12 protein-coding genes are annotated in these 22,409 nt (G+C 75.3%); 8 read left to right on the top strand and 4 right to left on the bottom strand.

Annotated features, from left to right (window positions below):
- Positions 1-54: 54 nt before the first annotated feature.
- The 4 genes from ACIQTO_RS19915 to ACIQTO_RS19900 all read left to right on the top strand — a co-directional run bounded on the left by ACIQTO_RS19915 (position 55) and on the right by ACIQTO_RS19900 (position 4,267).
- Positions 55-624: a hypothetical protein gene (locus ACIQTO_RS19915; RefSeq protein WP_402389471.1), complete on the top strand. Its 570-nt coding sequence runs from the start codon at positions 55-57 to the stop codon at positions 622-624.
- A gap of 111 nt (positions 625-735) precedes the next feature.
- Positions 736-2,472: an asparagine synthetase B family protein gene (locus tag ACIQTO_RS19910; RefSeq protein ID WP_402389468.1), complete on the top strand. Its 1,737-nt coding sequence runs from the start codon at positions 736-738 to the stop codon at positions 2,470-2,472.
- Positions 2,473-2,498: 26 nt separating this feature from the next.
- A complete protein-coding gene (locus tag ACIQTO_RS19905) occupies positions 2,499-3,818 on the top strand; it encodes an aldehyde dehydrogenase family protein (protein ID WP_402389466.1) in 1,320 nt (439 codons plus the stop codon).
- A 116-nt stretch (positions 3,819-3,934) separates the two neighbouring features.
- Positions 3,935-4,267 carry a hypothetical protein gene (locus tag ACIQTO_RS19900; protein WP_402389463.1) on the top strand — a complete coding sequence of 111 codons (333 nt, stop codon included), beginning with the start codon at positions 3,935-3,937 and terminating at the stop codon, positions 4,265-4,267.
- A gap of 3 nt (positions 4,268-4,270) precedes the next feature.
- Here the strand turns inward: ACIQTO_RS19900 and ACIQTO_RS19895 are convergent, their stop codons facing one another.
- Complete coding sequence (locus ACIQTO_RS19895; RefSeq protein WP_402389460.1) at positions 4,271-5,863, bottom strand: PQQ-binding-like beta-propeller repeat protein; 1,593 nt, start codon at positions 5,861-5,863, stop codon at positions 4,271-4,273.
- A 175-nt stretch (positions 5,864-6,038) separates the two neighbouring features.
- Between ACIQTO_RS19895 and ACIQTO_RS19890 the strand changes: the two genes are divergently transcribed.
- Positions 6,039-6,695, top strand: a complete 657-nt coding sequence (locus tag ACIQTO_RS19890) for an NADPH-dependent F420 reductase (RefSeq protein ID WP_402389458.1) — start codon at positions 6,039-6,041, stop codon at positions 6,693-6,695.
- Between the two features lie 72 nt (positions 6,696-6,767).
- Here the strand turns inward: ACIQTO_RS19890 and ACIQTO_RS19885 are convergent, their stop codons facing one another.
- Both ACIQTO_RS19885 and ACIQTO_RS19880 read right to left on the bottom strand, forming a co-directional pair.
- Positions 6,768-12,332 carry an amino acid adenylation domain-containing protein gene (locus ACIQTO_RS19885; protein ID WP_402389455.1) on the bottom strand — a complete coding sequence of 1,855 codons (5,565 nt, stop codon included), beginning with the start codon at positions 12,330-12,332 and terminating at the stop codon, positions 6,768-6,770.
- Positions 12,329-17,341, bottom strand: a complete 5,013-nt coding sequence (locus ACIQTO_RS19880; RefSeq protein ID WP_402389452.1) for an amino acid adenylation domain-containing protein — start codon at positions 17,339-17,341, stop codon at positions 12,329-12,331. The genes ACIQTO_RS19885 and ACIQTO_RS19880 overlap by 4 nt, the downstream gene beginning before the upstream one ends.
- Before the next feature lie 640 nt (positions 17,342-17,981).
- Between ACIQTO_RS19880 and ACIQTO_RS19875 the strand changes: the two genes are divergently transcribed.
- Positions 17,982-18,419, top strand: coding sequence for a YchJ family protein (locus ACIQTO_RS19875; RefSeq protein WP_402389450.1), 438 nt, complete (start codon positions 17,982-17,984; stop codon positions 18,417-18,419).
- Between the two features lie 37 nt (positions 18,420-18,456).
- On the opposite strand, the gene ACIQTO_RS19870 is transcribed toward ACIQTO_RS19875, so the two are convergent.
- On the bottom strand, positions 18,457-19,413 hold the full coding sequence (locus ACIQTO_RS19870; RefSeq protein ID WP_402389448.1) for a polysaccharide deacetylase family protein: 957 nt from the start codon (positions 19,411-19,413) through the stop codon (positions 18,457-18,459).
- 355 nt (positions 19,414-19,768) lie between these two features.
- On the opposite strand from ACIQTO_RS19870, the gene ACIQTO_RS19865 reads away from it, so the two are divergent.
- Both ACIQTO_RS19865 and ACIQTO_RS19860 read left to right on the top strand, forming a co-directional pair.
- Positions 19,769-20,308 carry a GNAT family N-acetyltransferase gene (locus ACIQTO_RS19865; protein ID WP_402389446.1) on the top strand — a complete coding sequence of 180 codons (540 nt, stop codon included), beginning with the start codon at positions 19,769-19,771 and terminating at the stop codon, positions 20,306-20,308.
- A 482-nt stretch (positions 20,309-20,790) separates the two neighbouring features.
- The gene (locus tag ACIQTO_RS19860; protein WP_402389443.1) at positions 20,791-22,323 is read left to right on the top strand and encodes a M1 family metallopeptidase; all 1,533 of its coding nucleotides are present in this window, start codon (positions 20,791-20,793) and stop codon (positions 22,321-22,323) included.
- The last annotated feature ends 86 nt before the right edge of the window (positions 22,324-22,409 follow it).

Genomic DNA, 22,409 nt, shown 5'->3' with positions numbered 1-22,409 from the left:
CCTCCGCCCGGCCCTCCGCCGGAGGGCTCCCGGACACTTTGAGGACTCCCGACCATGACGCAGCCACGCCACCTCGGCTACAGCGACGAACTGCTGGCGGACGGCACGGTGCACCGGCGCTACGAGGACGGCCGCAGCGAGTGGCGCCGGCGCGGGCCCGCGCGCCTCGTGCACTGGCACGACAGCGACGGCCTGGCCGGCACCGACGAACCGCTCGGCAAGGACCTGGTCAAGCGCCGCCACACCGACGGCACCGTCCGCTACGGCCGCGACATCGGCTACGGCCGGACCGTCTGGGCCCGCGGTGAGCTGGTCACCGTCAACCGCACCGCCTTCAGCGGCCGGCTCGGCGTGGTGCTCGGCGCGCTCGGGGTGGCCGGCGCCGCCGGCGTCGCGGTCTCCCAGTTCCCGCCGCTGGAGCTGAGCGAGGCCGAGGAGGAGCGGCTGCGCGAGCAGGCCCGCGCCCAGGCCGCCGGCTCCTCCGGCGGCGACGGCGGGGGCGGGTCCTCCGACGACAGCTCCTCCGACGACACCGGCGGCCCGGACGGCTCCGACGACGCCGACTTCGGCGGCGGCTGGGACGGCTCCTCCGACGACGGCTGGGACGGCGACGACTTCGGCTGAGCCCGCGCCCGCCCGCGCGCAGAGCCGGGCGCCCGGACCAGGGCCCCGGACCAGGACGCCCGGACCAGGACGCCCGACCACCGCCCCACCCAGTGAAAGGCAACCTCCCGCATGGCTCGCTGCTGCGCCTGCGCGGGCCCCGACCCCGATCGGGCCCGCACCCACCTCGCCACCCTGACCGGCGCCGCCCCCGGGCCCGCCCAGGCCGCCCTGATCGGCACCGAGCCCGGCTTCGCCACCGGCCCGTTCACCGCCGACGGGGTCACCGCCGTCGGCGAGGTGACCCTGCACAACCGCGCCGAGCTGCTCGCCGCCCTCGCCGCCGACGGCTCCCCGGCACCCGCCGACCGCCCCGACGGCGAGCTGCTGCTCCGGCTCTGGCGCCGCCTCGGCGCGGAGGGCGTCCGGCTCGCCGACGGCCTGTTCGTCCTGGTCGTGGTGGACGGCGCCGACCTCGTGCTGATCCGCGACCACGTCGGCGCCCGCACCGTCTTCTACGCCCGCGCCGACGGCTGCTGGGCCGCCTCCACCTCGCTGCGCGCGCTGCGGCACTGGCCCGCGCTCGGCACCGGCGTCAACCTGGCGGCCGTCCGCTCCTTCCTCACCTTCGCCTACCTGCCCGGCGAGGAGACCCTGCTGCGCGGCGTCCACGAGGCCCTGCCCGGCCGGATCCTGCGCCTGGCGGCGGACGGCACCGTACACCAGGAGCAGTACTGGGAGCCGGCCGAGCTGCTCCCCGACGAGGCCGACACCCTGCCGCCCGCGGAGTACGCCCGACAGCTGCGCCTCCTCCTGGAGCAGGCCACCGCCCGCCGGCTGCCGGCCGGCGAAGCCGTCGCGGTCCTGCTCTCCGGCGGCGTCGACAGTTCGCTCGTCACCGCGCTGGCCTCCCGGCTGCACGACCACCCGGTGCACACCTACTCGATCAGCTTCGGCGACGACCTCCCCAACGAGCTCGGCTACTCCGGCCTGGTCGCCGGGCACTGCGGCACCCGCCACCGGGTGCTCACCGTCTCCGGCGCCGAGGTCGCCGCCCGGCTGGCCGACACCGTCGCCCTGCTCGACAGCCCGGTCGGCGACCCGCTGACCGTCCCCAACCTGATGCTCGCCGAGGCCGTCGCGGGTGACGGCCTCGGCGTCTCGCTCAACGGCGAGGGCGGCGACCCGGTCTTCGGCGGCCCGAAGAACCTGCCGATGCTCGTCCACGAGATGCACCGCGACGACCCGGCGCCGGACGTCCGGGCCGAGGCGTACCTGCGGTCCTACCGCAAGTGCTACGAGGACCTGCCCCGGCTGCTCACGCCCGCCGCGCTGCGGGCCCTGGAGAGCGAACCGCCGCCCCGCCGGTTCGTCGCCCCCTACCTCGGGCCCGGCCCGATGCACTCGCTGCTGAACCGGCTGCTCCACTGCAACCTGCGGACCAAGGGCGCCCACCACATCCTCACCAAGGTCGAGCGGCTCACCGCCTCGCAGGGCGTCCAGGGCCGCTCCCCGCTCTTCGACCGGCACGTGATCGACCACGCCTTCGCCACCCCGCCGACGCTCAAGCTCCACGGCACCGTCGAGAAGTGGGTGCTCAAGGAGGCCGTCCGGGACGTCCTGCCGGCGACGGTCACCGACCGCCCCAAGAGCGGCATGCGGGTACCGGTCCAGCAGTGGCTGCGCGGCCCGCTGCGCGACCTCTCCGGTGAGCTGCTGCTCGGCCGCACCGCCCGCGAGCGCGGCCTCGTCCGGCCCGAGACCGTCCGCACCTGGATGCGCCGCGAGGGGACCTTGCTGCCGCGCCAGGGCGGCAAGCTCTGGCTCGTCCTCACCCTCGAACTCTGGCTCCGCGCCTACGACCTGTGAACCCGCTCCATGAGAGGCCCCCGCGTATGGACCTGATCGACCCCCGCACCGGCGCCGTCCGCGGCAGCCTGGACCCGGCCCGCGCCGAGCGCGTCACCGAGACCGTCGCCGCCGCCCGGCTCGCCACCGCGCCCTGGCGGGCGCTCACCCCGCGCGAGCGCGAGCGCCGGCTGGACGCCCTCGCCGACCTGATCGAGCGGCACCTCGGCGAGTACACCGAGCTGGAGCGGGCCGGCACCGGCAAGCCGGCGGACGAGGCGGCCGGCGAACTGCGCGACGTCGCCGACCTGTTCCGGTTCTACGCGGGCGCCGCCCGGGCGGGGACGGCGCCCGCCGCCGGCCGCTACCTGCCCGGCCACGAGAGCTGGGTGCGCTGGGAGCCGGTCGGCGTGGTCGGGGCGATCGTCCCGTGGAACTACCCGCTGCTGATGGCCGCCTGGCGCTGCGCCCCGGCGCTGGCCGCCGGCAACACGGTGGTCGTCAAGCCCGCCGAGACCACGCCCGACTCGGTCGCGCTGCTCGCCGAACACGCGGCGAAGGCGCTCGGCGACGGCGTGCTCACCGCCCTGCCCGGCGACCGGGAGACCGGACGGCTGCTGGTCACCAGCGATGTCGACATGATCGCCTTCACCGGCAGCGCGGCGGCCGGCGCCGACATCGCGGCCCGGGCCGGCCACCGCCGGGTCAGCCCGGAGCTCGGCGGCAACAGCCCCGTCCTCGTGCTGCCCGACGCACCCGCGCACACCTGGTCCGCCCTCGCCGAGGCCTGCACCTACAACGCGGGCCAGAGCTGCGCGGCCCCCGCCCGGGTGATCACCCTGGACGAGAACCACGAGCAGGTCGTCACCGCGCTCGCCGCCGCCCTGGCCGGGCGGTGGGCCGGCCGGGACTTCGGCCCGCTCAACAACCCCGACCAGGCGGCCCGCTACGACCGCGTCCTGGCCGCCTCGGCCGCCGGGCGCTCGATCACCGCTCCCGGCCGCACCGACGGCCTGTGGCGGCCGGCCACGCTGCTGGCCGACCTGCCCGACGACGATCCCGCCGTCCTCACCGAGGCCTTCGGCCCGCTGCTGACCGTCCAGCGCGCCGCCACCCCCGACGACGCGCTCGCCCTGGCCAACGGCGTCCCGCAGGCCCTCGCCGCCAGTGTCTGGACCGCCGACCTCACGGCCGCCCTCGACCTCACCGCCCGGCTGCACGCCGGCGAGACCTGGCTCAACTGCCACCTCGTCCAGAGCGCCGAACTCCCCCACAGCGGGCGCGGCGCCTCCGGGCACGGCACCGACCTCTCCATCCTCGCCCTCCAGGAGTACCAGCGGCCCAAGACGGTGACCGTCCGGCTCTGACCGGCCCGGCCGCGCCGTACTCCCCGGGGAGTACGGCGCGACTGAGTACGTCGACCCACCGGAACTGAGTACCCGGCCGCTGTCCGGGGCGGCGGCCGGGCGGCCAGGATCGGGGCATGACCGAAACCGCCTCCGGGCCCCGCGCGAACTGGCGTCGCGCTCCGCTGGCCTCCACCCTGGTGACGGGGTTCTGCCTGCTGTTCGTCCTGCCGTTGCGGGGGCTCGCCGAGATGGCCACCGACCCGTGCGCCGGGCCCGGGTCCTGCCCGGCCACCCGGGCCCAACTCGTGCTCTCGGACCAGCTGTTGATGGCCACCGTGGTACTGATCGTGGTCCAGTGGCCGGTGGCGTACCTGATCCGGCCGGCCCGGGTCTGGGCGGCGCTGGCGCCGATGGCGGCGCTGCTGTCGGTGGTGGCCGCGATCTTCACCATCAACCCGGGCACCTGAGCGTCAGGCGAAGGCCGACGGCCGGCCCAGGGCGACCAGACGGTGGTCCTTCGTCCCGACGTAGATCCGGCCCTTGTCGGTGGCCGGCACCGAGAACTTGCTGACCGTGCCGAGCGGGAAGGAGCGGCGCAGCTTCAGGGTGCCGCCGACCGGGACGGGGTCGTAGGCGCGCAGCTCGCCGCCCTCGCCGTACGGGCCGGTGCCCGACCAGATCACCCACACCAGGGCGGAGCCGGACCGGGCGCCGTCGGAGGTGACGACGGGTGAGCCGGACATCTTGAGGAAGTCCTCGGCGCTGGTGCCGGCGCTGGTCAGCTGCGGGGTGCCGGCCGCGGTGACGCCGTACTTGAGGGCGCGCAGCTTTCCGTAGTTCTCGACGGTGTAGACATAGCCGCCGTCACCGCCCCAGACCGCCGGGTGGCCCCAGACGCCGCCGTAGGGGCCGGTGACGCCGACGGCCTTGTCGCTGCCGCCGGGCCCCTGGCCCATGCCGCCGAGGTCGTCCCGGTCGAGCAGGAAGATCCGGCCGTCCTTGCCGACCTGGACCAGCAGGCGGGGGTGGGCGGGGGTGCCGAAGCGGTCGGCGGGGAGGGCGACCGGGCCGCCGGAGCCGAGGTCGGTGTCCCGCTTGTCGAGGGTCGCGTTGTTGGCGGGGCTGAAGAAGTCCTTCGGGGTGAAGGTGCCGTCGCCGTTGACCGCGAAGCGGATCACCGACTCGCCGAGACCGCCGGGCGGCCTGGATCCGGGCCCCTGGGCGGGCGAGGCGCCGGCACCCTGGCCGTTGGCGGTGGTGAGGATGATCCGGCCGGGGCCGTCCGAGACCAGCCCGCTGCCGGCCATCCAGATGGAGGCCCGCTGGGTGTCGGAGCCGGCGACCGTCGACCAGAGGGTGAGCGCGCGGGTGCGGGTGTCGAGACCGGCCAGGGTGCCGATGTAGTCGCCGATGCCGCAGAGCGAGCCGAAGCCGAAGTAGACGTGCCCGTCGAGCAGCAGCAACCCGGGCCGCTGGAGCGAGCGGTAGGCGTTGAACGGCTTGCCGGGGGCGTTCACCGGGTCACCCTGGACGGTCACCGGCCAGCCGCTGCGCTCCGCGCCGGTCTGGGCGTCCACGGCGTGCACGTAGTAGTGGGGGTGCCTGTCGTCCGGGCCGTCGTCGACCTTGCTGGTCAGGTAGACGGTGCCGGTGGCCGGGTCGTAGACGGGGGTGGAGGTGGTGCCGACGTTGGGGCCCGGGTCCGAGCAGCCGATCGCGGCGGAGGCCCAGGCCGGACCCATCGCGCGCTGCCAGCTGATCCGGCCGGTCCTGGCGTCGACACCGTAGACGTGGTTGGTCTCGGTGGCGACGACCACGGTCGGACCGATGACCAGGGGCTGGGCGAACACCTGGCCGTCGAGCGGGGTGGTGAAGCGGACGCCGAAGTCGGACGTGCCGACCTCCGCCGGGGAGAGCCCCGGTTCGTCCTGGTCCCAGGCGGTGCGCTCGGTGGTGACGGAGACGGTCGTGACGTCCGCGCGGGCGGTTCCGGCGGGGGCGAGCAGGGCGATGCCGACGAGCAGGGCCGCCGCCCGGGCGGACGGTCTGTTGGTTCGGTTCATGGCGCCCATGCTTCGGGGGTGACCGCGCGGCCACCAGCGGGCGTGGTCCAGTCGGCGGACCCGACCCGCCCGGCCGACCGCCGGACGCGGCGATTCGCCGGACAGCCGGAGCAAGTCGATCTATCGTCGTCGCGGCACGCGCCACGGGGCGCGCGACGGCAGAGGGCGAGGCGCGGTGCGATTCGGAATCATCGGCACGGGTACGGTCGGGCAGACCCTGGCGGACAAGCTGGTGGCACTGGGCCACGAGGTGACGCTGGGCTCGCGGAGCAAGGACAACGAGAAGGCCGTCGCCTGGGCCCGGCAGGCGGGCGAGAACGGGCACCACGGCACGTTCGCCGACGCGGCCGACTTCGGCCAGGTGGTGCTGAACGCCACCAGCGGGACGATCGCCCTGGAGGCGCTGCGGGCGGCCGGCGCCGAGCGGCTGGCCGGGAAGCTGCTGGTGGACATCTCCAACCCGCTGGTGTTCTCCCCCGAGGGTGAGGTGACGCTGGACCCGGTGAACACCGACAGCGTGGGCGAGCGGATCCAGCGGGAGTTCCCGCGGGCCCGGGTGGTGAAGGCGCTCAACACGCTGACCGCGCCGCTGATGGTGGACCCGGCCCGACTGCCCGGGGCGCACAACCTCTTCATCGCCGGCGACGACGACGGCGCGAAGGCCGAAGCGGTCGCGCTGCTGGGCGAGTTCGGCTGGCCGGCGGAGTCCGTCATCGACCTCGGGGACATCTCCGGCGCCCGGGCGATGGAGATGATGATGCCGTTCTGGCTCCGCCTGATGCGGTCGTTCGGCACGGCCGAGTTCAACTACTCCATCCGGCGCGCGGAGTAGCCGTTCGGAGCCCCCCGACGGCGATGCCCCGCCCCCGACGCTGTCGGCCGGGGGCGGGGCATCGCGGCAGCCCTAGCGGGAGCCGGGGCCGGCTCCGGCCGGGACGCGGCGCTCGGGCTCGTCCTCGACCGGCTCCGGGGTGCCCCGGGCCGGCCGGGGCACCCGAACCCCGGGGGCCCCGGCCGCACCGGCCGCACCACCCGCGCCGCCCGCCCGGGCCGCCTCGGTGAGCGCCAGCAGGCGGTCCGCCTCGGCCTGGATGGCGTCCTTGTCACCGATCTCGGCGTCCGGCAGGGCGTCCGGCAGCAGGTCCTCGATCAGTCGCAGCGGCCGGTAGGCGAGGCCCAGCAGGCCCCAGACCGCCAGGACGAGGCCGACCAGGACCAGCAGCAGGCCCGCGCCGCGGCCCGGCCCGGTACCGATCACCAGGCCGACCGAGTCGGCGAGCGCCCCGCCCGGCCGCATCAGCGGCTCGAAGACGTGGTCGGAGAGCGGCCCGGCGGTGAGGAAGCCGAGCGGCATCATCGACATCGCGAGCATCTGGTTGGTGGCCAGCACCCGGCCCTGCAGCTCCATCCCGACCTTGGTCTGGATCAGCGCCATCCAGTGCGAGTTGAGGATCATCAGGGCCGCCCAGAGGCCGAAGAGTCCGCAGGCGGTGAGCGCCGCCTGCGGGCGGCAGCCGGTCACGATCGCGGCCACCCCGACCACCGAGGTGAAGCCGATCATGCCGACCGCGCGCCGTCTGGTACCGCCCCACAGGGCCATCACCAGCGCGCCGGTCAGCGCGCCGACACCGCCGACGGCGGTGATCACACCCAGCTGCACGGCCGAGCCGCCCGCCAGCACCATCGGGGTGACCAGCACCGTCGCGACGGCGAACAGGTAGTTGAACACCACGAAGAAGACCACCATCGCGACCAGGCTGTGCCGCCGCACGATGTAGCGCCAGCCGGTGACCACCTCGCGCAGCAGCGGCTCCTCCTGCCGGTCGAACAGCGCGTCCGGGAAGCGGACCAGCAGCAGGCAGGTGACCCCGGTCAGGAAGGTCACCATGTCGAACAGCACCACACCGTGCAGACCGATCAGGGAGACCAGCACACCGCCGGCCAGGACGGCCATCATGTCACCGGCGCCGGTGCCGAGCTGGGCGAGGCCGTTGGCCTGCCCGAGGTAGCGTTTGGGCACCAGCTGGGTGATCGCGGCCAGATAGGCCGGGCGTTGGAAGGCCGAGCAGACCGCCCCGACGCAGGCCACCAGATAGATGTGCCAGACCTCCAGACTGCCGACCCAGAGCAGGACGCCGAGCGAGAGCATGGCGGCCGCGGCCACCGTGTCCGTGACGATCATGATCTTGCGGCGGTCGATCCGGTCGGCCAGCGCGCCCGCGATCGGCAGCAGCAGGACGGCGGGCAGGACCGCGACCACCGAGATCATCGCGAAGTCGAAGGCCGAGCCGGTCTGCTGGTACACCCAGACCCCGAGGGCGAAGGTGGACAGGCTGGTACCGATCATCGAGACGAACTGGCCGATCGCCACCTTGGCGAAGGTGCCCAGCTCGGCCCGGGCCGCCGGCCGCTTGGCCGCGACCTGCTCGGCCACCGCGCCGGTGGCGGTGAACTCGGATATCACCCGGGCGAGTTCGTCGGCCTGGTGCTTGAGGAAGTAGTGCCCCGCACGCGGGATCACGGCCAGGTCGACGGTGTCGCCGAAGTGCTCCCACTCGGCGTACCGCTCCTCGTACAGCTGGGTGGCGCGGTCCTTCTCGCCGACCACGCAGAGGATCGGTGCCGCGAGCCGCGGCGGGCGGCCGTCCCCGTACGCGCGGGTGTAGAAGTCCTCGGCCTGCCGGACGTCGTGGCGCAACGCCCGTACCAGGAAGTCCTGTTCGTCCTGGTCGTAGACGTCGGTGAAGCCGCCCATGGCGCGCAGGTAGTCGAGGTAGGAGCGGTTGGAGAGCATCCGGTCACCGGGCAGCCGCCGGGCCATCCACTCGGCGAACCGGCCGGGCAGCCGGGCCGCCGGGAACGTCCCGCCGAGGGCGAGGCCGCGCAGATCGACCCCGGCCGCCTCCAGCCGGGAGCCGAGCGCGGTGGCGAGCGCGCCGCCGAGGCAGTGGCCGTAGAGCACCACCGGCCCGTCGATCCGTTCGGTGATCTGCTCGGTCAACCGGTCGGCCAGGGCTTCGAGTTCGACGAGGTCGTCGTCGATCCGGCTCGGATCGTGCCCGGGCAGCTCGACCGCGTAGAGGCGGTGGCCGGCCGGCAGCGCGTCGGCGAGCGGCTGGAAGGTGATCGGGCTGCCGCCCCCGTACGGGACGCAGACCACGCTCACCTCGGCGGGCGCCGCGCCGCGGGTGAGCCGGTGCAGCAGGGTGCGCGGCCCCTCCTCCCCGGTGCCGGCCGCCCTGGCGTCGAGCAGCGCGGCGAGTTCGCCGACGGTGGGGTGCTGGAACAGGTCGATCACCGAGAGGCCGCGGCCGATCAGCCGGACGGCGTGCACGGCGGAGAAGGAGTCGCCGCCGAGCGCGAAGAAGTCGTCCGCCGCTCCGAGCTCCCCGACCATCAGCACCGACCGGTAGGCGGCGGCCACCTCGTGTTCCGTCGCCGAGGACAACTCGCCCCCGCCCGGCACCGGTTGGGCGGCGACCGGCTCGGGCAGGGCGGCCCGGTCGACCTTGCCGTTGGCGTTCAGCGGCAGCGCGTCCAGCACCACCAGGGCGGCCGGCACCATGTAGTCGGGCAGCCGGGTGCGCAGCGCGGCGCGCAACTCGGCCGGGTCGGGAGCCTCGGCCGGGTCGGCGGGCACCAGGTAGCCGACCAGGGTGCGGGCGGCGCCCTCGCCGCGCGCGACCACCACGGCCTCACGCACCTGCGGACGGCTCGTGAGCTCGGCCTCCACCTCGCCGATCTCGACCCGGAAGCCGCGGATCTTCACCTGCTGGTCGATCCGGCCGAGGAACTCGACGGCGCCGTCCTCCCGGCGGCGGACCAGATCGCCGGTGCGGTAGCTCCGGCGTCCGTTCACCGGGCCGAACCGCTCCGCGGTGAGGTCGTCCCGGCCGAGGTAGCCGCGGGCCACCCCGGCGCCGGAGACGTACAGTTCGCCGGGGACACCGACCGGCACCGGGCGCTGCCGGGCGTCGAGGACGTGCGCGCCGACGTTGCCGAAGGGCAGGCCGAGCGGCGCGGTGGCGGCGTCGCCGAGGTCGGCCGGGACGGCGGCGCCGAGCATCGACACCGTGGTCTCGGTCGGGCCGTAGTGGTTGTGCAGCAGCAGGTCGGGCCGGGTGGCCCGGATCCGGGCTACCAGGTCGGGCCGCAGGGCCTCGCCGGCGCAGATCAGCAGCCGGCCGGGGAGGATGCCGCCGAGCCCGGCGCCGTGCGCCGCGAGACCCTCCAGGTGGCTGGGGACGAGCTTCATCGCGTCGATCCGGTGCTCGGCCGCGTAGGCGGCGAAGGCGTCCGGATCGGTGGCCTGGTCACGGGTGAGCAGGTGCAGGCAGCCGCCCCCGGTGAGCGCGCCGAACACGTTGGTGGTGCCGAGGTCGGCGGCGAAGGTGGAGACCAGCGCCCAGTTCCAGCCCCGCTGGTCGCCGCCGGTCCGCTCGCGCAGCCCGTGCAGGTAGTTGCGGAAGTTGCGGTGCTCGACGGCGACGCCCTTGGGCGCGCCGGTGGAGCCGGAGGTGAAGACCAGGTAGCAGAGGTCGCCCGGGCCGACGTCGACCACGGGGGCCGGGCACGGCGCGACCGGGGTGCTGAGCGGCTCCGGGACGACGACCGGGGTGCCGGCGACCCGGCCGGCCAGGTCGTCGGTGGTGACCACGGCGGCGGCCCCGGCGGCCGTCAGCAGCCCGCGGATCCGCTCGTCCGGGTAGACCGGGTCGAGCGGCAGGTAGGCGCCGCCGGCCTTGAGGATGCCGAGCATGCCGACGACCAGCGCGGCCGAGCGCTCGACCAGCAGCCCGACCGGGCGGTCCGGGCCGACGCCGAGCGCGCGCAGCCGGTGGGCCAGGGCGTTGGCACGGTTGTCGAGTTCGGCGTAGTCCAGGAGACCGTCGGCGCCGCGGACGGCCGGCGCGTCGGGGGTGCGCCGGGCCTGTTCCTCGACCAGGCCGTGCAGGGTGGTACCGAGGTCCCAGTCACGCGGGGTGTCGTCCCACTCGGCGAGCCGGCGCTGCTCGGACGGGGTGAGCAGCGGCAGCTCGGCGAGCGGGCGGTCGGGGGCCGCGGCCATCGCGTCGAGCACGGTGGTGAGATGGCCGAAGACCCGCTCTACGGTCGGCTCGTCGTACAGCTCGGTGCGCCAGGTCAGGTCGGCGGTGAGGTCGCCGCCGTGGTCGACGACGGCCACCGAGAGGTCGAACTTCGCGGTGTCGGTGCCGACCGGCCGCCAGTCGGCCCGCAGGCCGGGCAGGTCGAGGGTGGCCTCGGCCTGGTTGTGGACGTTGAGCATGACCTGGAAGAGCGGGGTGTGCGCGAGTTCGCGCTCCAGGCCGAGGGCGTCGATCAGCCGCTCGAACGGCAGGTCCTGGTGCGCGAAGGCGCCGAGGGTGCCCTCCCGGACCCGCTCCAGCAGTTCCCGGACGGTCGGGTCGCCGGAGAGGTCGGTGCGCATCGCCAGGGTGTTGACGAAGCAGCCGACCAGGGGTTCGGTCTCGCTGCGGGTGCGCCCGGCGACGGGCGTGCCGACGACGACGTCCTCCGCCCCGGTGTAGCGGGACAGCACGGTCTGCAGCGCGGCCAGCAGGACCATGTAGACGGTGGTCCCGGTCTGCTCGGCGAGCGCCCGGACCCGGCGGGTGCGCTCGGCGCCGAGGCCGGCGGTGAACCGCCCGCCCCGGGTGCCGGCCACCGCCGGGCGGGGCCGGTCGGTGGGCACCGTGACGGTGGCGGTGGCACCGCGCAGGCGCTCCTGCCACCAGGCCTGCTGGCGGGCCAGCTCCTCGGCCAGGCCGGTCTGCTGCCAGTGCGCCACGTCGGCGTACTGGACGGGCAGCGGCTCGAAGGCCGGCGCCCGGCCCTCCCGGCGGGCCGCGTAGGCGGCGGCGAGGTCGGTGAAGAGCACGCCGATCGACCAGCCGTCGGCGGCGATGTGGTGCAGCACCAGGCTCAGCACGGCGCCCTCGGCGGTGCGCAGCAGGGTGGCGCGCACCGGCAGGTCGACGGCGAGGTCGAACGGGCGGCGGGCGTCCTGCGCCAGGTGGTCGTCCAACCGGTCGGCGGGGACGTCGGCGGTGGCGAGGGCGAGGCGGGCGGCGTCCAGCGGCTGCGGCCGGACGTCCCCGTCGACGGTCGGGTAGACGGTGCGCAGCACCTCGTGCCGGTCGAGGACGTCGGTGAGCGCCGCGCGCAGGGCGTCGGTGTCGGGTTCGCCGTCGAGGTGGAGGGCGAGCGGGATGTGGTAGGCCGCGCTGTCCGGCTCGTACTGGGCGAGGAACCACATCCGGCGCTGGGCCGAGGAGAGCGGTGCCGGGGTGCCCTCGGGGCGGGGCTCGATGCCCGGCCGGGTCGGTGCGGCGGCGCCGGCGTCCTTGGCCGCCTTCAGGGCCTTGGCCTTGGCGAGCCTGCGGTGGAGCAGTTCCTGGCGTCCGGCGTGCTGTCCCGGCCGGTCGCCGGTGGTGGGCTGGTCGGTCATGCCGTCTCCCCCGTCAGTGCGCCGGCGGCGTCCCGGTGGCCCAGGTCGTCCGTCCCGCTTGTCCTGCCTGTCCCGTCTGTCCTGCCTGTCCCGTCGATCTCGCCTGTCCTGTCGATCTCGTCCGTCCCGTCGATCTCGTCGATCTCGTCGAGCAGGAGGTCCTCGATGCGGCGGGCCATCGCCGCCACGGTGCGGGCCTCGAAGACGGTGCGCAGCGGCAGATCGGTCTCGAAGATGTCGCGGACCCGGGCGGTCAACCGGGTGGCGAGCAGCGAGTGGCCGCCGACCACGAAGAAGTCGTCGTGCCGGGAGACCCGCTCCAGGCCGAGGACCTCCTGCCAGAGGTCGGCCAGCAGTTCCTCGCAGTCGCCCTCGGGCGGGGCACCGGCACCGCCCGACCGGGGGGCGGGCAGCGCGGCCCGGTCGACCTTGCCGCTGGGGGTCAGCGGCAGGCTGTCGAGCAGGACGAGCGCGGCGGGCACCATGTAGTCGGGCAGCCGCTCGGCGAGGGCCGTCCGCAGGGCGTCCTCGCCGACGGCGCCGCCGGTGACGGCGTACCCGGCGAGGAGCGGGCCCGCCGGGCCGTCGGTCAGGCGGACGGCCCCGGCGGTGACGCCGGGGACGGCGGTCAGCGCGGCCTCGATCTCGCCGAGCTCGATCCGGAACCCGCGCAGCTTGACCTGGGCGTCGGTGCGGCCGTGGTACTCCAGCCGGCCGTCCGCGCGGCGGCAGGCGAGGTCCCCGGTGCGGTACATCAGCGCGCCCTCGGCGGCGCCGGGTTCGGGGACGAACCGCTCCGCGCTGAGGTCGGGGCGGCCGTGGTAGCCGAGCGCGACGCCCTCGCCGCCGATGCAGAGCTCGCCGATCCCGTTGACCGGGACGGGCCGGCCGACCGTGTCGAGCAGGTGCAGCCTGGTGTTGGCGATGGGCTCGCCGAGCGCCACCACGCCCTGGTGGGCGGCGAGTTCGGGCGTGACCCGCTGGGCGGTGGACCACACGGTGGTCTCGGTGGGCCCGTAGAGGTTCCAGAGCACGTCGGTGCGCTTCAGCAGCGCCTCGGCGAGGTCGGCGGTGAGCGCCTCGCCTCCGCAGAGCGCGGTCAGGCCGGGTCTACCTGGCCAGTCGGCCTCCAGGAGCATCCGCCAGGTGGCCGGGGTGGCCTGCAGGTGGGTGACCGCGCGCCGCTCCAGCCAGTCGGCCAGCGCGTGGCCGTCGGTGGCGGTGGCGCGGTCGGCTATCTCCACCCGGGCGCCGGTGACCAGCGGCAGCCAGAGTTCCAGGCCGGCGATGTCGAAGGTGACGGTGGTGACGGCGGCCATCACGTCGCCCTCGGCGAGCCCGGGTTCGCGGCCCATCGAGGTGAGGAAGTTGACGATCGCGCGGTGCGGGACGGCGACGCCCTTGGGCGCGCCGGTGGAGCCGGAGGTGTACAGCAGGTAGGCGCGGTCCTCCGGGCCGACCTCGACGGCCGGCGCCTGCAGGGCCGCGGCGGTCAGCGGTCCGTCGACCAGGACGACGGAGCGCCCGTCGAACAGGGCGTCCCCGGCGGTGGCCTGTTCGGCGACCAGCAGGGTGACCCCGGCGTCGTCGAGCACCGCCCGGTTGCGGGCGAGCGGCTGGTCGAGGTCGATCGGCAGGTAGGCGGCGCCGCCGCGCAGCACACCGAGCAGGGCGGCGGGCAGCAGCCGGCCGCGCCGGACGGCGACCGCGACCAGCGTGCCGGGGCCGGCCCCGTGCTCGGCCAGCAGGTGCGCCACCCGGCCGGCCGTGGCGTCGAGTCCGGCGTAGTCGAGGACGCCGTCGGCCGCCGAGACGGCCACCGCCCGCGGGGTGCGGGCGGCCTGGGCGGCGACCAGCTCGTGCAGACGGAGGTCGGGCACCGGCGCCGCGGGACCCTCGGCCGGCTCCGGGCGGCCCGGCTCGGCGGCCGAGAGCATGGCCAGCTCGCCGAGCGGCCGGTCCGGTTCGGCGACGGCGGCGGCGAGCAGCCCCGTCAGGTGGTCCAGCGCGGCCCGCACGGACCGCTCGTCGTAGCGGGAGGTGCGGTACTCGGCGGAGAGCAGCGGGCCCTCGGCCGGGAACTCCAGGAACAGCGAGAGATCGGTCTTGGCCGTCCCGTTGCACACCTCGGCGACGAACTGCAGGCTCAGGCCGGGGAGTTCGAGTCCGGCCACCGGGTGGTTCTGGACCGCCAGCAGGGTCTGCGAGATCGGCGAGGCGGTCAGTCCGGCGGAGCCGCCGACCCGGCGGGCGTGCTCCAGGAACGGGTAGCCGCTGTGCTCGGCGGCGTCCAGCACCACCGGCCGCACCCGGGCGACCAGCTCACGGAAGGTGTCGGTACCGGCCGCGTCGAAGCGGAGCGCGACGGTGTTGATCAACGAGCCGAGCACGTGCTCCAGCTCGGGCACCGGACGGACCGAGAACGGGCTGAGCACCGCGAGGTCGGTCCGGCCGGTGTAGCGGTGCAGCACGCCGCCGAGCGCGGCCAGGACGGCCATGTAGAGGCTGGCGCCCTCCTGGGCGGCCCAGCGCTCGACGGAGCCGACCAGCTCGGCGTCGAGCCGGCGGGCGATCCGCCGGCCGGCGATGTCGTGCGGGTTGGGGCGCGGGCGGTCACCGGGCAGGTGCTGGTCGGCGTCGAGGCCGAGCAGCCGCTCGCCCCAGCGCATCGCGCCGTCCCGGGCGGCCGCGTCGGCGCGCTCCTCCCAGCGGGCGATGTCGGAGAACTGCAGGTCCGGTTCGGCGAGTTCGCCGTCCTGGTAGGCGCGGCCGAGCTCGGCCAGCAGCAGCCCGGCGGCCCAGCCGTCCATCGCCGCGTGGTGGACGGTGATCAGCAGCTCGTGCCGGTCCGCTCCGGTGCGCACCGCGAGGGCGCGCAGCAGCAGGCCGGCGGCGAGGTTCAGCGGCCGGGCGGCCTCGGCGCGCAGCGCGGCGTCCAGTTCCTCCTCGCCGGCCCCGGTCAGGTCGAGCAGCGGGACGTCGACGGGGTACGGCGGGCGGATCTCGGCGGTCACCTCGCCCTGGTGGCCGCCGAGCGCGGTGCGCAGCACCTCGTGCCGGCGGACCACCTCGGTCAGCGCCCGGCCGAACGCGGCGGGGTCCAGCGCGCCGACGGCGCGGATGCGCAGCGGCACGTTGTAGACCGGGCTGCCCACGTGCATGGACTCGTGCAGCCAGAGTTCGCGCTGGAAGCCGGTGGGGCGGGCGGGCAGCGCGGCCTCCCGCACGGGCGGGGCCACCGAGGGGCGGCCGCCACCGCCGTTGGCGACCCGGACGGCGAGCGCGGCGACGGTCGGCGCGGCGAAGAACTCGGCCAGCGGGACGCGGGTGCCGTACTCGCGCTCGATCCGGGCGAGCAGTCCGGTGGCGAGCAGCGAGTGCCCGCCGAGGTCGAGGAAGACGTCGTGCACACCGACCCGCGGGACGCCGAGCAGCTGTTGCCAGAGCTCGGCGATCCCGGTCTCGACCGGGGTGCGGGGCGCGACGAACAGCTCCTGGCCGCCCCGGCTCCGGGCGACGGGCGGCAGCGCCCCGCGGTCGGTCTTGCCGTTGGGCGTCAGCGGCAGCCGGGTCAGCACGGCGACGGCCAGCGGCACCATGTAGCCGGGCAGCGCGGCGGCGCAGTGGGCGCGCAGTCCGGCCGCGTCGGGTTCGGCGACGCCGGGCGCGGGCTGGACGAAGGCGGCCAGGTAGGCGCCGGACTCGTCGTGCTGGACGACGGCGGCGGCGGCCTCGACGGCCGGGTGGGTGGCGAGCACCGCCTCGATCTCGCCCAGCTCGACCCGGAACCCGCGCACCTTCACCTGGTGGTCGACGCGGCCGTGGTACTCCAGCTCACCGTCCGGCAGCCGCCGCACCAGGTCCCCGGTGCGGTAGCAGCGCTCGCCGTCGACGGTGACGAACCGCTCCTCGGTGAGGTCGGGACGGCCGTGGTAGCCGCGGGCGAGGCCCTCGCCGGCGAGGTACAGCTCACCGATGCCGCCGTCCGGCACGGCGGTCCGCCGCTCGTCCAGCACATGGCCGGTGGTGCCGGGCAGCGGACGGCCGATCAGGGGCTCGCCGCCGCCCTCCCGGCCGACCAGCGACCAGGTGGAGTAGACGGTGTCCTCGGTCGGCCCGTAGAGGTTGTACAGCCGCTCGACCCGCGGCTCACCGTAGACCTGGTCGGCCAGCCGGCGCGGCAGCGCCTCGCCCGCCAGGTTGACCACGCGGACGCTGCCCGGCAGGCCCCTGCCGCCGGGCAGGCCGCCCCCGCGCAGCAGCGCCGCCATGGCGCTCGGCACGGTGTTGATCAGGGTCACCTCGTCGCGGGCCGGCAGCTCGGGCAGCGCGAGGACGTTCTGCGCCACCACGACCGTGCCGCCGACGGCGAGCGGGAAGAACAGCTCGTAGACCGAGATGTCGAAGCAGACCGAGGTGCCGAACAGCACGCCGGCCACGTCGGCCGGGCCGTAGGTCCGGGCGGCCCAGCGGAGCATGGCGTTGACGCCGCGCTGGGTGACCGCGACGCCCTTGGGGCGGCCGGTGGAACCGGAGGTGTAGAGGACGTAGGCGAGGGCTTCGGCGCCGCCGCCCGGGGCGAGCGGCGCGCGGGGGCCCTCGGCGTCGGTGTGCAGCAGGGTGGCGCCGGCGCCGGCCAGCAGGTGCTCGTGCGCGCGGTCGGTGAGGACGACGGGCGCCTGCGCGTCGCCGATCACCAGCTCCAACCGGTCCCGCGGGTAGGCCGGGTCGAGCGGTACGTAGGCGCCGCCCGCGCGCAGCACCGCGAGCAGTGCGATCACGAGGTCCGCCGTACGCGGGAGGCAGACCGCCACCAGGGTCTCGGCGCCTACGCCGGCGGCAGCCAGCCGGCCGGCCATCGCGTCGACGGCGGTGGTCAGTTCACGGTAGGTCAGACGTCGGTCGCCGTCGATCACCGCCGTGGCCTCGGGTGTCCGTCCGGCCTGTGCATCGACCAGATCGGCCAGCGATGCCGTCGGATCCAGTGGAGGAAGTCCCGTCGAACTCATCAACTCTCCTGAGGGATGGCCCTGCGCCGACTTGTGGTCGGCTGGAAATGGGCGGTGTGCCCTGGGAGATGGTGGGGTAAAGATCTCCGGATGACCAGCACATTTCCGTCACTCGTTCGATATGCCGGAAAGATCACCTTCTCATCACCACGCAGCGGCACGACCAGGTGACAGTTCGTCGACGATTTCCCACGAAGTGCCAGGCCCCGTGACATCGGCGCGCACGGCCGATACGGTTCATCACAGCAGTCGACGGTGCATCAGCTCCGTGGCCGCGCAGGCCTTTCGGCACCGCCCATCTTGACCTGACCTCGTCATTCGCCCGGCGGGGCACCGCCCCCGGCGACCGTCCCGCGCCGTCACGCCGGGGCCCCACCGAGTCCGGGCCGCCACCCGTCGCGAACCGAACAGCGCGACCCGCCCGGCGCGTTTTCGACAGACCCGGTCTTCATGAATTGCACACATTCATCTTCATCGGCCTTCATCGGCCGGACACTCCGACGGGCACTCCGACGGGCACCGGTCTCGGACTCGCCCCGGCCGGACACCGTCGGCGCCGGATTCCCGGCGGATCCGGACATCCGCGGCCGGGCGGCGGCCCCGGACGGCGGCACCCCGGCCAGGGGTGACAATGGACGCCATGTCCCGACGCCGCTCCGCGCCCCGTGCCGCCACCCCCGCACCCCGTCTGCTGCCCTCCTCCCCGTGCCCCTGCGGCCTGTCCGCCGCGTACGGCGACTGCTGCGGCCGCTACCACCGGGGCCTGGCCGCCGCGCCGACCGCCGAGGCGCTGATGCGCTCGCGCTTCAGCGCCTTCGCCGCCTACGACGAGGCGTACCTGCTCCGCTCCTGGCACCCCGACACCCGGCCGGCCTCGATCGACTTCGAACCCGCGCTGCGCTGGACCCGCCTGGAGGTGCTCGCCACCACCGACGGCGGCCGCTTCCACGCCGAGGGCACCGTCGCCTTCCGCGCCCACTACACCGAGGGCCGGGAGCAGGGGATCCTCACCGAGCACAGCCGCTTCGTCCGCCACGAGGGTGCCTGGGTCTACCTGGACGCCCTCCCGCCGGCCTGACCGGCCGGGGCGGCCGGCCCCGGCCCCGGCCCCGCGGCTACAGGTAGTCGTCCAGGCGGGCGAGGGCGAAGCCCTGCGCGGTGACCTCGTTCACGACCTTGCGGAGCAGGTCGGGCATGGTGCCCGGCCACAGGTCGGTGCCCCGGAAGTGGGTGAGGATGATGTCCCCCGCGTGCAGCCGCTGGTCGTCGTAGCGGTACTCCATGTGGTCCGGGAAGGCCTCCTCGTTCCAGAGCGGCACCGCCTCGATGCCGCAGGAGCCGGCCGCCCGCAGGGTGTCGTCGTTGTACTCGCCGTACGGGGGCCGGAACAGCCGGGGGCGGGTGCCGATCTGCTGCTCCAGCTGGTCCTGCTGGCGGCAGATCTCGTCCCGCTGCTGGTCGTAGCCGAGCACCTTGAGGTTGCGGTGGTTGATGGTGTGGTTGTTCACGGCGTCGCCCTGGGCGGCGAGCCGGCGGAAGTACCCGTAGTCCTCGCGCGCGAGGTAGTCGGCGACGAAGGTGCTGAGCGGGATCCCGAGCTCCGCCGCCATCCGGGAGAACTCCGGGTCCTTCTCGGCACCGTCGTCGACGGTCAGGAAGACGATCTTCTCGTCGGTCGGGACGCGGTAGACCACCGGCGGCCGTCCGTCCTGGAGCTTCACCCCCTGCACCGGCGTCAGCTCCGGCCTGGACACCGGCCGCTGGGGCGCCGGCAGTGGCAGCTGCTCCACGCCCCAGCGGTGCGCGGTCTCCAGCGCCGTGCGGACGACTGCCTCCCGGCGGGCCACCGCCTCACCGCTGCTCTCCTCCTCCGACCGGGCCAGGCCCGGCAGAGCCAGCGGCACGGCCGGCGGCCGGGGCCCGCCCCGGTCGGCGGCCGTGGCGGTGGACGTCGCGCCGTCCGGACCGGCCGCGGCGGGGGCGGCGCTCATGCCGGCCCGCGAGGACGGGGCCTCTCGCCCGGTCGGGGCGGCGCAGCCGGCGACCACCGCCGCCAGGCAGACCGCTGCCACGAGGCCGCTTCCGGCCCGGTGACGTCCCCTCAGTCCCCCATTAATACGATGATCTGATGGTGTGTCCATGGAGCACTGCTCCCCCGACACGCCGGGCGGCCAATCCCCCCATCACCCGCCCGGCCCACCGCGCCCTACCCCCGGCGGACACCTCGGGCCCGGCCCCGGCGCCCGCTTCCACCGTGCCCCCGGCGGCCGCGGTGCGGGCGGGCCACCGTCACCGGGCCACCCCGACCGCACCGTTCGTACCGGCACCGAACGCGCCGAGGAGGCCGCGCGCGGTGGCCGGTCCGCCGGGCCGCCCGCCGCGGAAATCCGTTCGCGGCGGGCACGGCCCGGCGCCGACAATGCGCGGATGACGATCAGCACGACACGGACGACCGATCCCTGGAGCGTCGCACCGGCCGAGGTGGGCTCCGCGGCGGCGCTGGCACTCCTGCGCGACTACTACCTCGACGTCGCCAACCGCTACTACCGGCTGCGCCTGGGCCGGGACGGCACGCCCGAGGAGATCGAGTCCGGCCTGGCCGACGCCCCGAGCGATGACCTCGCCGGGCCGAGCGGCCTCTTCCTGCTCGGCCGCCACGACGGCGCGCCGCAGGCCTGCGCCGGCCTGCGGGTGATCGGGGACCGCACGGTCGAGCTGACCAGGGTCTTCGTCCGGCCCGCGGTGCGCGGCACCGGCGGCGGCACCCGCCTGCTCGCCGCCGTGGACGAGGCCGCCCGCACGCTCGGCGCCGAACGGATCGTGCTGGACACCCGGCTCGACCTGGTCGAGGCCCGCGCGCTCTACACCCGGCACGGCTACCGCGAGATCCCGGCCTACAGCAGCGGCCCGTACGCCCAGATCTGGTACGGCAAGGACCTCAACGGGACGGCCGCTGAAGCAGGTTGAGCCCGGTGCCGGTGCTCCGGCCGAACGGCCGCCGGCCCGGGCGGCCGACCGCGGCGAGCAGCCGGAGGACAGGACAAAGACGGCCGAGCCGGAGGACCGCCGGACGGATCACGGCGATGCGGGGGCCTTGACCCCGACCGCCCCGGCCGCCCTCGCCTCGCCGGCCGCCCTCGCCGGCCGGGACGCCGGGCGTCGCCGCCCGCTCGGGAGTCGCCCGACGGGCAGGGATGAGAACATGAGGAACGGCCGCCGGACCTGGCCAGGTACTCCGACGGCCGTGGCCCCGTCCGTCAGGGGGCGGGGCACCTCGAACGCTATGACAGCCCGCAGCCGCTCGGCTACCACGGTGGGCCGTCCGGGGGACGCCGCGTGTCGCGCGGCGTCCCGGACCGTCCGACCCGTCCGCTACGATCCGTGCTCGAAAGGTCGCTCCGTGGCACCGGCCCGCGTCGGTGCCCCACCCGGGACACCCCACGAAAGCGGTGATCACCCTGGCCAGGCCGCGTTCCCGCCTCCTCCTCGCGCTGGCAGTCGCGACGGCGGTGTTCGGCGCCACCGTGCCGGCCCGCGCCACCGCGACGGACGCCCCGACGCCGGCCGGCGTCGGCGACCCGGTGTTCCCCCTGCTCGGGAACGCGGGCTACGACGTGCTCGGCTACGACCTCGACCTCCGCTACCGCCCCGACAGCCGCACCGTGGACGGCACCACCGTGGTGACCGCCCGCGCGCTCACCGCGCTGCCGGGCCTGGAGCTGGACGCGCTCGGCCTCGACGTGCACGCCGTCCGGGTCGACGGCCGGCCCGCGACGTTCCGGGCGCACGACGAGAAGCTGACCGTCGTCCCGGCCCGGGCGGTGCGCCGCGGCGCCACCGTACGGGTGACGGTCGACTACTCGGCGGACCCGGCGGCGAAGCTGCCGCACACCGGCTGGGTGCCCACCCCCGACGGTTTCGCGGTGGCCGGTCAGCCCGACAGCGCGCACACCGTGTTCCCGTGCAACGACCACCCGAGCGACAAGGCCGCCTTCACCATCGCCGTCACCGCGCCGGACGGCCTGCTCGGGGTGGCCAACGGCCGGCTCACCGCCACCGAGCGGCACCCCGACGGGCAGACCACCCGCCGGTACTCCCAGGGGGCACCGATGGCGACCGAGCTGGTCCAGGTGTCGGTCGGCGACTACACGGTGCGCGAGCGCACCGGCCCGGGCGGGCTGCCGCTGCGGGACGTCGTCCCGACCGCGCGCGCCGCCGCGCTGGAGCCGGCCCTCTCGCTCACCCCCGGCCAGCTGGACTGGGCCGAGCAGCACCTCGGACCGTTCCCGTTCGAGACGTACGGGCTGCTGCCCGCCAACACCGACGACCCGGCCGCGTTCGACTTCACCGGGCTGGAGACGCAGACCCTGACCCTCTACAAGCCGAACTTCCTGCGCCAGGCCGAGCCGGTGATCGGCTCGCACATGATGCACGAGCTGGTGCACTCGTGGTTCGGCGACAGCGTCTCGCCGCGCACCTGGGCGGACCTCTGGCTGAACGAGGGGCACGCCGACTTCTACGGCCTGATGTACCGGTACGAGCGCGGCTGGCCGGACTCGGGCGGTTTCGGCACCCTCGCCGACCGGATGCGCGACGTGTACGCCAAGGGCGACCAGTGGCGCCACGACTCCGGGCCGGTCGCCGCGCCGACCGCGGCCGACCTCTTCGACAGCCAGCGGTACACCGGCGGCGCGCTGGTGCTCTTCGCACTGCGCGAGCGGGTCGGCGCGGCCGTCTTCGACCGGATCGAGCGGACGTTCCTGAGCCGGTACCGGGACGGCACCGCCACCACCGCGGACTACATCCGCACCGCCTCGCAGGTGTCCGGTCAGGACCTCTCCGCCTTCCTCGGCGACTGGCTCTACGGCGACCGGACCCCGGCCATGCCGGGCCACCCGGACTGGACCGTCACGCCGGTCACCCCGGCCGACGGCGCGGCCGACCGGCTCACCCCCGCGCCGCACGGCACCGGGACGCTCTGAGCCGCGCCCCGGGGAGTCCGGGACCCGAGGACCCCGCCGTAGGACCGGCGCGCCCGTCCGGTGCGCCTGGGCGCCCACCGCGCGCC

Origin of the sequence: Kitasatospora sp. NPDC091207, from assembly GCF_044768625.1 — a bacterium.
GTDB lineage: Bacteria > Actinomycetota > Actinomycetes > Streptomycetales > Streptomycetaceae > Kitasatospora.
The sequence above is the reverse complement of the archived record's forward strand: the minus strand, read 5'-3'. Positions and strand labels throughout refer to the sequence as shown.